The organism is Streptomyces sp. NRRL WC-3618 (genome assembly GCF_001280005.1).
In the GTDB taxonomy this organism is placed as follows: Bacteria; Actinomycetota; Actinomycetes; order Streptomycetales; family Streptomycetaceae; genus Streptomyces.
The window spans coordinates 1-13389 of record NZ_LGDW01000393.1 but is presented as its reverse complement, the minus strand read 5'-3'; the positions used below and the strand labels follow the sequence as shown (position 1 = coordinate 13389).

The 13389-nt window shown below is 70.1% G+C and carries 11 protein-coding genes; all 11 read left to right on the top strand.

Features of this window, described 5'->3' with window-relative positions; translation table 11 throughout:
* Positions 1-558, top strand: coding sequence for a hypothetical protein (locus tag ADL01_RS27265; protein ID WP_053744697.1), 558 nt, complete (start codon positions 1-3; stop codon positions 556-558).
* On the top strand, positions 555-1697 hold the full coding sequence (gene carA, locus ADL01_RS27260) for a glutamine-hydrolyzing carbamoyl-phosphate synthase small subunit (protein ID WP_053744659.1): 1143 nt from the start codon (positions 555-557) through the stop codon (positions 1695-1697). The genes ADL01_RS27265 and carA overlap by 4 nt, the downstream gene beginning before the upstream one ends.
* Positions 1690-4998, top strand: coding sequence for a carbamoyl-phosphate synthase large subunit (gene carB / locus ADL01_RS27255; protein WP_053744658.1), 3309 nt, complete (start codon positions 1690-1692; stop codon positions 4996-4998). The genes carA and carB overlap by 8 nt, the downstream gene beginning before the upstream one ends.
* Positions 4999-5085: 87 nt before the next feature.
* Entirely contained in the window at positions 5086-6192 is a 1107-nt protein-coding gene (locus tag ADL01_RS27250) for a quinone-dependent dihydroorotate dehydrogenase (RefSeq protein WP_053744657.1), read from the top strand.
* Entirely contained in the window at positions 6189-7034 is an 846-nt protein-coding gene (gene pyrF, locus ADL01_RS27245; protein WP_053744656.1) for an orotidine-5'-phosphate decarboxylase, read from the top strand. The genes ADL01_RS27250 and pyrF overlap by 4 nt, the downstream gene beginning before the upstream one ends.
* Positions 7035-7311: 277 nt before the next feature.
* Positions 7312-7635 (top strand): integration host factor, encoded by a 324-nt coding sequence (locus ADL01_RS27240; protein ID WP_003977346.1) that lies wholly within the window; start codon positions 7312-7314, stop codon positions 7633-7635.
* A 36-nt stretch (positions 7636-7671) separates the two neighbouring features.
* A complete protein-coding gene (gene gmk, locus ADL01_RS27235; protein WP_053744655.1) occupies positions 7672-8265 on the top strand; it encodes a guanylate kinase in 594 nt (197 codons plus the stop codon).
* Positions 8266-8303: 38 nt separating this feature from the next.
* Positions 8304-8576 (top strand): DNA-directed RNA polymerase subunit omega, encoded by a 273-nt coding sequence (rpoZ, locus tag ADL01_RS27230; RefSeq protein WP_003982715.1) that lies wholly within the window; start codon positions 8304-8306, stop codon positions 8574-8576.
* A gap of 140 nt (positions 8577-8716) precedes the next feature.
* On the top strand, positions 8717-9919 hold the full coding sequence (coaBC, locus tag ADL01_RS27225) for a bifunctional phosphopantothenoylcysteine decarboxylase/phosphopantothenate--cysteine ligase CoaBC (RefSeq protein WP_053744654.1): 1203 nt from the start codon (positions 8717-8719) through the stop codon (positions 9917-9919).
* 250 nt (positions 9920-10169) lie between these two features.
* Positions 10170-11378, top strand: a complete 1209-nt coding sequence (gene metK, locus ADL01_RS27220) for a methionine adenosyltransferase (protein WP_053744653.1) — start codon at positions 10170-10172, stop codon at positions 11376-11378.
* A 193-nt stretch (positions 11379-11571) separates the two neighbouring features.
* A partial coding sequence (locus ADL01_RS27215; RefSeq protein WP_199834941.1) for a primosomal protein N' occupies positions 11572-13389 on the top strand: 1818 nt, incomplete at its 3' end.

Genomic DNA, 13389 nt, shown 5'->3' with positions numbered 1-13389 from the left:
ATGGCCGCCGAACAGAAGTCGGCGGAGGTGACCGACTGGGCCGCCCGGGTGGGCTGGCTCGTCGGGCTCGCCCTCTTCGTCGCGCTCATCTACTGGCTGATGCGCGAGGGCTGGAAGTGGCGCGGCACGCTCCAGGGCGACCTGCCCGAGCTGCCTGTCGCGCCGGATGAGCCGGGCGAGGCGAGACTGACTGTGCTGTCGATGAGCGGCCGCTACCACGGCTCCACCACCGCCGGGCAGTGGCTGGACCGCATCGTGGCGCACGGCCTCGGCACCCGCAGCCGGGTCGAGCTGACACTGACGGACGCGGGACTGGACGTCGTACGCCCCGGCGCGGCCGACTTCTTCGTCCCCCTGGACGCCCTGCGCGAGGCCCGGCTCGACAAGGGCATCGCGGGCAAGGTCCTCACCGAGGGCGGCCTGCTGGTCGTCACCTGGGAGCACGGCGGCAAGCTGCTCGACTCCGGGTTCCGCTCCGACCGCGCGGCCGAGCACGGCGAGTGGGTCCGGACCCTGAACCAGATGATCAACAAGACGGAAACGGAAGGCGCACGATGACGACCTCCACCCGGGGAGCCGCGAAGGTTCCCGCCGTACTCGTCCTGGAGGACGGCCGGATCTTCCGCGGCCGTGCCTACGGGGCCGTGGGGGTGACCTTCGGAGAGGCCGTCTTCTCCACCGGCATGACCGGCTACCAGGAGACCCTCACCGACCCGTCGTACCACCGCCAGGTGGTCGTCATGACCGCCCCGCACGTCGGTAACACCGGCGTCAACGACGAGGACCCCGAGTCGCAGCGCATCTGGGTCGCGGGCTACGTCGTACGGGACCCCGCGCGCGTGCCCTCCAACTGGCGCTCCCGGCGGTCCCTCGACGAGGAACTGCGCAACCAGGGCGTGGTCGGCATCTCCGGCATCGACACGCGCGCGTTGACGCGTCACCTGCGGGAGCGCGGCGCCATGCGCGTCGGCATCTTCTCCGGCAACGCGCTGCCCGACGACGGCACCATGCTCGCCGAGGTGCGTCAGGCCCCGGAGATGCAGGGCGCCGACCTGTCGGCCGAGGTCGCCACCAAGGAAACGTACGTCGTCCCGGCGATCGGTGAGAAGAAGTTCACCGTCGCCGCCGTCGACCTCGGCATCAAGGGCATGACTCCGCACCGGATGGCCGAACGCGGCATCGAGGTGCACGTGCTGCCCGCCACGGCGACCGTGGAGGACGTGTACGCCGTGAACCCCGACGGTGTGTTCTTCTCCAACGGTCCGGGCGACCCGGCCACCGCCGACCACCCTGTCTCCGTCATGCGGGCGGTCCTGGAGCGCGGTACGCCGCTGTTCGGGATCTGCTTCGGCAACCAGATCCTCGGACGGGCGCTCGGCTTCGGCACGTACAAGCTGAAGTACGGCCACCGGGGCATCAACCAGCCCGTGCAGGACCGTACGACCGGCAAGGTCGAGGTCACCGCCCACAACCACGGCTTCGCCGTGGACGCGCCGCTCGACCGGGTCTCCGAGACGCCGTTCGGACGCGCCGAGGTCTCGCACGTCTGTCTGAACGACCAGGTCGTGGAAGGGCTCCAACTGCTCGACCGGCCCGCGTTCAGCGTCCAGTACCACCCCGAAGCGGCCGCGGGCCCGCACGACGCCGCCTACCTGTTCGACCGCTTCACGTCTTTGATGGAGGGCCAGCGTGCCTAAGCGCACCGATATCCAGTCCGTCCTGGTCATCGGCTCCGGCCCGATCGTCATCGGCCAGGCCGCCGAGTTCGACTACTCCGGCACCCAGGCGTGCCGCATCCTGCGCGCCGAGGGCCTGCGCGTCATCCTGGTCAACTCCAACCCGGCGACGATCATGACCGACCCGGAGATCGCCGACGCCACCTACGTCGAGCCGATCACCCCCGAGTTCGTCGAGAAGATCATCGCCAAGGAGCGGCCCGACGCGCTCCTGCCCACCCTGGGCGGCCAGACGGCCCTGAACACCGCGATCTCCATGCACGAGCAGGGGGTGCTGGAGAAGTACGGCGTCGAGCTGATCGGCGCCAACGTCGAGGCGATCAACAAGGGCGAGGACCGCGACCTCTTCAAGGGCGTCGTCGAGGCCGTCCGCGCGAAGATCGGGCACGGCGAGTCCGCGCGTTCGGTCATCTGCCACTCCATGGACGACGTGATCGCCGGCGTCGACACGCTCGGCGGCTACCCCGTCGTCGTCCGGCCCTCCTTCACCATGGGCGGCGCCGGCTCCGGATTCGCACACGACGAGGAGGAGCTGCGCCGCATCGCCGGCCAGGGCCTGACGCTGTCCCCGACCACCGAGGTGCTCCTGGAGGAGTCCATCCTCGGCTGGAAGGAGTACGAGCTGGAGCTGATGCGCGACAAGAACGACAACGTGGTGGTCGTCTGCTCCATCGAGAACTTCGACCCCATGGGCGTGCACACCGGCGACTCGATCACCGTCGCGCCCTCGATGACCCTGACCGACCGCGAGTACCAGCGCCTGCGTGACATCGGCATCGCGATCATCCGCGAGGTCGGGGTCGACACCGGCGGCTGCAACATCCAGTTCGCGATCAACCCGGACGACGGCCGCATCATCGTCATCGAGATGAACCCGCGCGTGTCGCGTTCCTCGGCCCTCGCGTCGAAGGCGACCGGCTTCCCGATCGCCAAGATCGCCGCGAAGCTGGCCGTCGGCTACACCCTCGACGAGATCCCCAACGACATCACCGAGAAGACCCCGGCCTCCTTCGAGCCGACGCTCGACTACGTCGTCGTCAAGGCCCCGCGGTTCGCCTTCGAGAAGTTCCCGTCCGCCGACTCCACCCTCACGACGACCATGAAGTCGGTCGGCGAGGCCATGGCCATCGGACGCAACTTCACCGAGGCGCTCCAGAAGGCGCTGCGCTCGCTGGAGAAGAAGGGCAGCCAGTTCACGTTCGTCGGCGAGCCCGGTGACAAGGCGGAACTGCTGACCGAGGCCGTCCGGCCGACCGACGGGCGCATCAACACCGTCATGCAGGCCATCCGCGCGGGCGCCACCCCCGAGGAGGTCTTCGAGGCCACGAAGATCGACCCGTGGTTCGTCGACCAGCTGTTCCTGATCAAGGAGATCGCCGACGAGCTGGCCGCGGCGGAGCGGCTGAACCCCGAACTCCTGGCCGAGGCCAAGCGGCACGGCTTCTCCGACCAGCAGATCGCCGAGATCCGGGGCCTGCGCGAGGACGTCGTGCGCGAGGTGCGGCACGCGCTGGGCGTGCGCCCGGTGTACAAGACGGTCGACACCTGCGCCGCCGAGTTCGCGGCGAAGACGCCGTACTTCTACTCCTCCTACGACGAGGAGAGCGAGGTCGCGCCGCGCGAGAAGCCGGCCGTCATCATCCTCGGCTCCGGCCCCAACCGCATCGGCCAGGGCATCGAGTTCGACTATTCCTGTGTCCACGCCTCCTTCGCGCTGAGCGACGCCGGCTACGAGACCGTGATGGTCAACTGCAACCCCGAGACCGTCTCCACGGACTACGACACCTCCGACCGCCTGTACTTCGAGCCGCTGACCCTCGAGGACGTGCTGGAGATCGTCCACGCGGAGTCCCTGGCGGGCCCGATCGCGGGCGTGATCGTGCAGCTCGGCGGCCAGACCCCGCTGGGCCTCGCGCAGGCCCTCAAGGACAACGGCGTACCGGTCGTGGGCACCCCGCCCGAGGCCATCCACGCCGCCGAGGACCGGGGCGCCTTCGGCCGCGTCCTCGCGGAGGCCGGCCTCCCGGCCCCCAAGCACGGCACGGCGACCACCTTCGCCGAGGCCAAGGCCATCGCCGACGAGATCGGCTACCCGGTCCTCGTACGGCCGTCGTACGTCCTCGGCGGGCGCGGCATGGAGATCGTGTACGACGAGACCCGGCTGTCGTCCTACATCGCCGAGTCGACCGAGATCAGCCCCTCCCGGCCGGTCCTGGTCGACCGCTTCCTCGACGACGCGATCGAGATCGACGTCGACGCCCTGTACGACGGCGAGGAGCTCTACCTCGGCGGCGTCATGGAGCACATCGAGGAGGCCGGTATCCACTCCGGCGACTCGGCGTGCGCGCTGCCCCCGATCACGCTGGGCGGCTTCGACATCAAGCGGCTGCGGGCCTCGACCGAGGCCATCGCGCGCGGGGTCGGCGTCCGGGGTCTGATCAACATCCAGTTCGCGATGGCCGGCGACATCCTCTACGTCCTGGAGGCCAACCCGCGCGCGTCCCGTACGGTCCCCTTCACGTCGAAGGCGACCGCGGTGCCGTTGGCGAAGGCCGCCGCCCGGATCTCGCTCGGCGCGACCGTCGCCGAACTGCGGGCCGAGGGACTGCTGCCGGCGAACGGTGACGGCGGCGAACTGCCGCTGGACGCGCCGATCTCCGTCAAGGAGGCCGTCATGCCCTGGAACCGTTTCCGCGACACCTCCGGGCGTGGCGTCGACACCGTGCTCGGCCCGGAGATGCGGTCCACCGGCGAGGTCATGGGCATCGACTCCGTCTTCGGCACGGCGTACGCCAAGTCGCAGGCCGGGGCGTACGGCCCGCTGCCGACGAAGGGACGCGCCTTCATCTCGGTGGCCAACCGGGACAAGCGCTCGATGATCTTCCCGGCCCGCGAACTCGTCGCCCACGGCTTCGAGCTGCTCGCCACCTCCGGCACGGCCGAGGTCCTCAAGCGCAACGGCCTCAACGCGAAGATCGTCCGCAAGCAGTCCGAGGGCACGGGCCCGAACGGCGAGAAGACCATCGTCCAGCTCATCCACGACGGCGAGGTCGACCTCATCGTCAACACCCCGTACGGCACCGGGGGCCGCCTCGACGGCTACGAGATCCGTACGGCGGCCGTGGCGCGGTCCGTGCCGTGTCTGACGACCGTCCAGGCGCTCGCCGCGGCGGTCCAGGGCATCGACGCCCTCAACCGCGGTGACGTGGGCGTGCGCTCACTCCAGGAACACGCCGAACATCTGATCGCGGCGCGCGACTAGCAGCCCGAGGGGGACACCGGAAACGGTGTCCCCCTCTTCATGAAGCCTCATGGAGCCTCTTCATGAGGCCGTTGCGAGGACACCACCATGTACAAGCTTTTCTTCCGTCTGGTCTTCACCCGGATGGATCCCGAAGTGGCCCACCACCTGGCCTTCCGCTGGATCCGTCTGGCCGCCCGCGTCCCCGTGCTGCGGACGTTCGTCGCCGCCGCGCTCGCCCCCAGGTACGAGGATCTGCGCACCGAGGCCTTCGGGCTGCGGATGCACGGGCCCTTCGGGCTCGCGGCCGGCTTCGACAAGAACGCGATCGCGATCGACGGGATGTCGATGCTCGGCTTCGACCACGTAGAGATCGGTACGGTCACGGGGGAGCCGCAGCCCGGCAACCCCAAGAAGCGGCTGTTCCGCCTTGTGCCGGACCGGGCGCTCATCAACCGCATGGGATTCAACAACGAGGGTTCGCTGGCCGTGGCGGCCCGTCTGGCGAGCCGTGAGGCGGTCTTCCCGACCGTCGTCGGTGTCAACATCGGCAAGACCAAGGTCGTCCCCGAGGACGAGGCCGTCGCCGACTACGTGAAGTCGACCGAGCGGCTCGCCGCGTACGCCGACTACCTCGTCGTCAACGTCAGCTCGCCGAACACACCCGGCCTGCGCAACCTCCAGGCCACCGAGGCGCTGCGCCCGCTGCTGACCGCCGTCCGCGAGGCCGCCGACCGTACGGTGACCTCCCGCCGCGTCCCGCTGCTGGTGAAGATCGCCCCCGACCTCGCCGACGAGGACGTGGACGCCGTCGCCGACCTCGCCGTCGAACTGGGCCTGGACGGGATCATCGCCACGAACACCACCATCGCGCGCGAGGGACTCGGTCTGACCGCCGAACCCACCCTGGTGAAGGAGACCGGCGGCCTCTCCGGCGCACCCCTGAAGGCACGCTCCCTGGAGGTGCTGCGGCGCCTCTACGCGCGCGTGGGCGACCGGATCACCCTGGTGGGCGTCGGCGGCATCGAGAACGCCGAGGACGCCTGGCAGCGCATCCTGGCCGGCGCCACCCTCGTACAGGGATACAGCGCCTTCGTCTACGCGGGCCCCTTCTGGGGGCGCGGCATCCACAAGGGGCTCGCCGCCCGTCTCCGGACGAGCCCGTACGCCACCCTCGCCGACGCGGTCGGCGCCGACGTGAGGAAGCCCGTATGACCGTCCTGGAACCCTTCGGCACCCGGCTGCGCCGCGCCATGGACGAGCGCGGCCCGCTCTGCGTCGGCATCGACCCGCACGCCTCGCTGCTCCTCGACTGGGGGCTGAACGACGATGTCGCCGGCCTGGAGCGGTTCAGCCGTACCGTCGTCGAGGCGCTGGCCGGGCGGGTCGCGGTGATGAAGCCGCAGAGCGCGTTCTTCGAGCGGTTCGGGTCGCGCGGGGTCGCCGTACTGGAGAAGACGGTCCAGGAGGCGCGGGACGCCGGCACGCTCGTCGTGATGGACGCCAAACGCGGCGACATCGGCTCCACCATGGCCGCGTACGCCGCCGCCTTCCTGGAGAAGGGCGCCCCACTGTTCTCGGACGCGCTCACCGTCTCGCCGTACCTCGGCTACGGCTCGCTGCAGCCGGCGGTCGACCTCGCGCGGGAGAGCGGTGCGGGCCTGTTCGTGCTGGCGCTGACCTCCAACCCCGAGGGCGGCCAGGTGCAGCACGCCGTCCGCGAGGACGGGCTGAACGTCGGCGCGACCATGCTGGCGTACCTCGCCGCGGAGAACGCGGGGGAGCGGCCCCTGGGTTCCTTCGGCGCCGTCGTCGGAGCCACCCTCGGCGATCTCTCGTCCTACGACCTCGACATCAACGGACCCCTCCTGGCGCCCGGCGTCGGTGCTCAGGGGGCGACCCCGGCCGACCTTCGCGGGGTGTTCGGGGCGGCGCTGCGCAACGTGGTTCCGAATGTCAGCCGGGGTGTTCTGCGTCACGGTCCTGATCTCGTCGCCCTGCGGGACGCGTCGGACCGCTTCGCGGACGAGATCCGGGCCGCTGTGGCCGCTACCTGAGGATTCGCACAGATCGGCGGAGTCCTCCGATGAGTGACTTCAGGTCGCCTTGAGACTGAATACATTCTCAAATCCAGGGCAATATGACCGAAATATCCGACCTGGCAAAGGCTGACCAGGACTTTTCCGCTGTTCTCGCTGACTCTGGCGGACTTGGCCGCTAGTCTCCGACGAGAGTCAACGAGCGAGCGTGTTGTTCGTAGCTCACCAGGTGAGGGGCGATTGTGTTCCTCACCGGGTCCGTATCCGACAGTTCGACATCCGAGGTGACGTAGGCGTGGCTCTTCCGCCCCTTACCCCTGAACAGCGCGCAGCCGCGCTCGAAAAGGCCGCCGCGGCTCGCCGGGAGCGGGCCGAGGTCAAGAATCGACTCAAGCACTCCGGCGCCTCCCTTCACGAGGTCATCAAGCAGGGCCAGGAGAACGACGTCATCGGCAAGATGAAGGTCTCCGCCCTGCTCGAATCGCTTCCGGGCGTGGGCAAGGTCCGCGCCAAGCAGATCATGGAGCGACTCGGTATCTCCGAGAGTCGCCGGGTGCGTGGTCTTGGCTCCAACCAGATCGCCTCCCTGGAGCGCGAGTTCGGCAGCACCGGCTCCTGAGTCCTGGCATCCCGGGATTCCTGGAATAATCGCCGTATGGCTGCAACATTCCGGGGGACAACCCCCGAGCCCCCGGACGTACGTCCACGGCTGACCGTGCTCTCCGGCCCCTCGGGCGTCGGCAAGAGCACGGTCGTCGTCCATATGCGCAAGGAACACCCCGAGGTCTGGCTCTCGGTGTCGGCGACGACCCGCAAGCCGCGCCCCGGTGAACAGCACGGCGTCCACTACTTCTTCGTCACCGACGAGGAGATGGACAAGCTGATCGCCAACGGCGAGCTCCTCGAGTGGGCCGAATTCGCCGGCAACCGCTACGGCACGCCGCGTGCGGCTGTGCTGGAGCGGCTGGAGTCCGGTGAGCCGGTCCTCCTGGAGATCGATCTCCAGGGCGCCCGGCAGGTCCGGGAGTCCATGTCGGACGCCCTGCTGGTGTTCCTGGCTCCTCCCTCCTGGGAGGAGCTGGTGCGCAGACTGACCGGGCGGGGCACCGAACCGCCCGAGGTGATCGAGCGCCGGCTGGAGGCAGCCAAGATCGAACTGGCCGCCGAGCCGGAGTTCGACGAGACCCTGGTCAACACCTCCGTCGAGGATGTGGCGCGCGAGCTGCTAGCCTTGATGGAAGTTGTGTGATCGTTCTCGATCCCATCCCACCTTTCGGAAGGCAGAGCGTGTCCTCTTCCATCACCGCGCCCGAGGGCATCATCAACCCTCCGATCGACGAGCTCCTCGAAGCCACCGACTCGAAGTACAGCCTGGTGATCTACGCGGCCAAGCGTGCCCGCCAGATCAACGCGTACTACTCGCAGCTCGGCGAGGGCCTCCTTGAGTACGTCGGTCCGCTCGTGGACACCCATGTCCACGAGAAGCCGCTCTCGATCGCGCTGCGTGAGATCAACGCGGGTCTGCTGACGTCCGAGGCCGTTGAGGGCCCCGCGCAGTAGTATTTTCAAGTTTCGGTTGTTTTATCCACAGGCCCGACAGCCCGACTGTCGGGCCTGTGGTGTGTCATAGACGCGTACCGAGTCGGATCGAGTCAGATCGAGTCGGATGTCGAGTCGCGTATCGAGTCAGGGGAGGCCCGGTGGGCAAGCCGAAGGTCGTACTGGGGGTCAGTGGCGGCATCGCCGCGTACAAGGCCTGCGAGCTGCTGCGGAGACTGACGGAGTCGGGCCATGACGTCCGTGTGGTCCCCACCGACTCGGCCCTGCACTTCGTCGGCGCCGCGACCTGGTCCGCGCTCTCCGGCCACGCTGTCTCCACGGAGGTCTGGGACGACGTCCACGAGGTCCCGCACGTCCGCATCGGCCAACAGGCGGACCTGGTGGTCGTGGCTCCGGCGACGGCCGACATGCTCGCCAAAGCGGCCCACGGCCTCGCCGACGACCTGCTCACCAACACCCTCCTCACCGCCCGGTGTCCGGTCGTCTTCGCCCCCGCCATGCACACGGAGATGTGGGAGCACCCGGCCACCCAGGAGAACGTGGCGACACTGCGCCGCCGCGGCGCCCTCGTCATCGAACCCGCCGTCGGCCGCCTCACCGGCGTCGACACGGGCAAGGGGCGCCTGCCCGACCCGGCCGAGATCTTCGAGGTCTGCCGTCGGGTGCTCGCCCGCGGCGTGACGGCACCCGACCTGGTCGGTCGGCACGTCGTCGTCAGCGCCGGCGGCACCCGTGAACCGCTCGACCCGGTCCGTTTCCTCGGCAACCGCTCCTCCGGCAAGCAGGGATACGCGCTCGCCCGTACGGCCGCCGCTCGGGGCGCCCGGGTCACCCTGATCGCCGCGAACACCGGCCTGCCGGCCCCGGCGGGAGTCGAAGTCGTGCCCGTGGGGACAGCGGTCCAACTGCGCGAAGCCGTACTGAAGGCAGCCGCGGACGCCGACGCCGTGGTGATGGCCGCGGCGGTCGCGGACTTCCGCCCGGCGGCCTACGCGGCCGGAAAGATCAAGAAGAAGGACGGCGAGGACCCGGAACCCGTGGTCCTGATTCGGAATCCAGACATTCTCGCGGAGATCTCGGCCGATCGTGCCCGAGTGGGTCAAGTGGTCGTCGGTTTCGCCGCCGAGACGGACGACGTCCTCGCCAACGGCCGTACGAAGCTGCGGCGCAAGGGGTGTGACCTGCTGATTGTCAACGAGGTGGGAGAGCGCCTGACCTTCGGTTCCGAGGAGAACGAGGCCGTCGTGCTGGGCGCCGACGGCAGTGAGACCCCGGTGCCGCACGGGCCCAAGGAGGCACTGGCCGAGATCGTGTGGGATCTGGTTGCCGACCGCCTCGAATGACTGATTCCGCCGTACCGGCAGGTACCTGACACCTCTCCCACCTCGTGCTTTCGGGGCGTGGTGGCCCTGGCGTACACCCCTCGTGATTGGGCAGAATGCCCGTGCCGCAGGTCACGGTGCTTCCGAGAGGCGAGACGGAGGGGCCGATGAACGAGGGAGACCGATAAACTGTTCTCGGACGACGCCGGGCGCAGCTCCCGACCCGTCCACCAATGATCAGCCAGCAGCCGCTGCAACCCCAGGGAGCGTTGTGTCCCGTCGCCTTTTCACTTCGGAGTCCGTGACCGAAGGTCACCCCGACAAGATCGCTGACCAGATCAGCGACACGATTCTCGACGCGCTTCTGCGTGAAGACCCCACGTCCCGAGTCGCCGTCGAGACGCTGATCACCACCGGCCTGGTCCATGTGGCCGGCGAGGTCACCACCAAGGCTTACGCGCCCATCCCGCAACTGGTGCGCGACAAGATCCTGGAGATCGGCTACGACTCCTCGAAGAAGGGCTTCGACGGCGCCTCCTGCGGCGTGTCGGTGTCGATCGGTTCGCAGTCCCCGGACATCGCCCAGGGCGTGGACACGGCGTACGAGCAGCGTGTCGAGGGCGATCAGGACGAACTCGACAAGCAGGGCGCCGGCGACCAGGGCCTGATGTTCGGCTACGCGACGGACGAGACGCCGACGCTGATGCCGCTTCCGATCCACCTCGCGCACCGGCTCTCGAGCCGCCTGTCCGAGGTCCGCAAGAACGGGACGATCCCGTACCTGCGCCCCGACGGCAAGACCCAGGTCACCATCGAGTACGACGGCGACAAGGCGGTCCGCCTGGACACGGTCGTCGTCTCCTCGCAGCACGCGAGCGACATCGACCTGGACTCCCTCCTCGCCCCCGACATCCGCGAGTTCGTGGTCGAGGTCGAGCTGAAGGCACTCCTCGAAGACGGCATCAAGCTGGACACCGAGGGCTACCGCCTCCTGGTCAACCCCACCGGCCGCTTCGAGATCGGCGGCCCGATGGGCGACGCCGGTCTGACCGGCCGCAAGATCATCATCGACACGTACGGCGGCATGGCCCGCCACGGCGGCGGCGCCTTCTCGGGCAAGGACCCGTCCAAGGTCGACCGTTCGGCGGCGTACGCGATGCGCTGGGTTGCGAAGAACGTCGTCGCCGCGGGCCTCGCCTCGCGCTGCGAGGTCCAGGTCGCGTACGCGATCGGCAAGGCCGAGCCGGTGGGCCTGTTCGTGGAGACCTTCGGCACGGCCAAGGTCGACGCCGAGAAGATCGAGGCCGCGATCGCGACGGTCTTCGACCTCCGTCCGGCCGCGATCATCCGTGACCTCGACCTGCTCCGCCCGATCTACGCCCAGACGGCGGCGTACGGTCACTTCGGCCGCGAGCTGCCCGACTTCACGTGGGAGCGGACGGACCGGGTGGACGCGCTGCGCGCGGCCGTGGGTCTGTAGGACCGCAAGCGGACTGTTTGCTTGGTCGAAGCCCGGCGCCCTGTGGGTGCGCCGGGCTTCGGCATGTCGGGAATCGGCTTGGCCGAGGGGCGACGGCGCGTGTTCTTACCGTGTGGGTCTCCCACTGCCGGCCTGATCCTCGGAGTTCGGGCGCCGCTCGTTGATGTCAGTGGCGTTTGGTAAGAATGCAGGCGTGAGCAGCGAGAACGGGCAGGGAAACGGCGGGGCCCGGGGGGCCGACGGGGTGGCGCCGCCCGAGCAGCTTGCGCTGATCCGGGAGAGTGTGCGCCAGGCCAAGGCGCCACGGGCCAAGCCGCGGACCTGGCGAGGGGCCGCACTGGCCGGGGAGCTGCCCGTCGCGCGTGTACTGGTCGACAAGGGTGTGCTGCATCTCGACCGGTACTTCGACTATGCGGTGCCCGAGGAACTGGACGCCGACGCGCAGCCCGGGGTGCGGGTGCGGGTCAGGTTCGGGGCCGGGCGGCATCGGGTGCGGGACGGGCGCCGTGAGGGCGGGGGGCTCATCGACGGGTTCCTTGTCGAGCGCCTCGCCGAATCCGACTACTCCGGGCCGCTGGCCGCGCTGGCACAGGTCGTCTCGCCCGAGGTGGTGCTGAGCGAGGAGTTGCTGTCGCTGGCCCGAGCCATTGCCGACCGGTACGCCGGGAGCCTCGCCGATGTGCTGCAACTGGCCGTACCGCCCCGCAACGCCCGGGCAGAGAAGGCGGCCTCCCCGGCGGCCCTGCCCGTGGCCGGGGCGCCGGAGGTGGGGTCCTGGGGACGGTACGAGCAAGGGGGCGCGTTTCTCGAGGCGCTCGCCTCCGGGAGTGCGCCGCGCGCGGTGTGGAACGCCTTGCCCGGGCCGGAGTGGAGTGAGGAACTGGCGCGGGCCGTCGGTGCGACGCTCGCCTCGGGCCGCGGGGCGCTCGTCGTCCTGCCGGACGGGCGCGCCGTAGCGCGGGTCGACGCCGCCCTGACCTCCGTGCTGGGGGAGGGACGGCACGCCGTGCTCACCGCCGACGCCGGGCCCGAGAAACGGTACCGGGAGTGGCTCGCCGTGCGCCGGGGTGCCGTACGGGCCGTCATCGGGACCCGGGCCGCCATGTTCGCGCCCGTCCGGGACCTGGGGCTCGTCGCGCTCTGGGACGACGGGGACGACAGCCACAGTGAGCCGCACGCCCCGCAGCCGCATGCGCGCGAAGTGCTGCTGTTGCGGGCGGCGCAGGACAAGTGCGCGTTTCTGTTGGGGGGTTGGAGCTGCACGGTGGAGGGGGCGCAACTCGTCGAGAGCGGGTGGGCCCGGCCGCTGGTCGCCGGCCGGGAACAGGTACGGGCGGCCGCCCCGCTCGTACGGACCGTGGGGGACGGCGATCTCGCCCGGGACGAGGCCGCCCGGGCCGCCCGCCTCCCGAGCCTCGCCTGGCAGGCGGTGCGGGACGGGCTGAAGCACGGGCCGGTACTGGTCCAGGTACCCCGGCGCGGATACGTACCGCGACTGGCCTGCGCCCGATGCCGGGAACCGGCTCGGTGCCGGCACTGCGCCGGACCGATGGAGGCGCGGGACGCAGGGGCGCCGTGGTGCGCGTGGTGCGGGCGCGAGGAGACCGGCTGGCACTGCCAGGAGTGCGGCGGGTTCCGGCTGCGGGCGCAGGTCGTGGGCGCGCGGCGGACGGCCGAGGAGCTGGGGCGGGCTTTTCCGGCCGTGCCGGTGCGGACCTCCGGGCGCGAACATGTGCTGGACACGGTGCCCGGGACGCCCGCGCTCGTCGTCAGCACGCCCGGGGCCGAGCCCGTCGCCGAGGGCGGCTATGCGGCGGCCCTGCTGCTCGACGGCTGGGCCATGCTCGGGCGCCCCGACCTGCGGGCCGGGGAGGACGCGCTGCGGCGCTGGATGGCGGCTGCGGCGCTGGTCCGGGGACCGCGGGGAAGCGGCGCCGCGCTGGCCCCCGCCCTGAAGGCGGAGCAGGCCGCACGGATGGCTCGGGCGGGTCGGGGCCGCGAAGAGACCGTG